Raw genomic sequence first — 678 nt, forward strand, 5'->3', positions numbered from 1 at the left:
CCCGGCGCTTACGGTTGCGGACCTGGTCGGCCGGTTCAGGGATGGTGCAGGCGATGCCGCGTCGGCGCAGGTAGTCCCGATTCGCGCGGGAGGAGTAGGCCTTGTCACCGCGCACCCGATCCGGTCGGGTGCGCGGTCGGCCGGGCCCGTCGCAAGGCACGCGTATGGCTTCCAGAACCGCTGTGAAGTGCGGCGAGTCGCCACGCTGACCTGCCGTGATCAGGATGGCTAACGGCTTCTGCCCCTGTTCGCAGGCCAGGTGAATCTTCGAAGTCAGGCCGCCCCGGGACCGGCCCAGGGCGTGATCGGCGGGCTCGTCGACCAAGCCGCCCGGCGGTTCCTTCTGGGCGTGACCGTTTCGACGTGCCCCGGCAGCGTGCTGGTGAGCACGGCAGATCGTGGAGTCGACGTTCACGGTCCACACGATGCGATCGCGCGCGTTGGCTCGTGCCTGCAGCTTGGTGAGCAGCTGAGCCCACACGCCCAGGCGCTGCCAGCGGCGGAACAGGCCGTAGACCGTCTGCCAGGGCCCGTAACGGGGTGGGGTGTCCCGCCACGGAGCCCCGGTCCGTACCCGCCACCGGATCCCGTTGATCAGCATCCGCTTCGACCTGGACGGCCTGCCCGTTGTCGCTGAGGCTGGGAGAAGCGGCTCCAGCACGGCCCACTGATCGTCCG

The 678-nt window shown here is 69.8% G+C and carries 1 protein-coding gene; it reads right to left on the reverse strand.

Going from position 1 to position 678, the window contains the following annotated elements; genetic code table 11:
- Window positions 1-678 (reverse strand): IS5 family transposase (locus IEZ11_RS50455; RefSeq protein WP_189269862.1); only part of this gene is annotated, 678 nt, incomplete at both ends.

The organism is Streptomyces fuscichromogenes (assembly GCF_014645815.1).
Classification (GTDB): domain Bacteria; phylum Actinomycetota; class Actinomycetes; order Streptomycetales; family Streptomycetaceae; genus Streptomyces; species Streptomyces fuscichromogenes.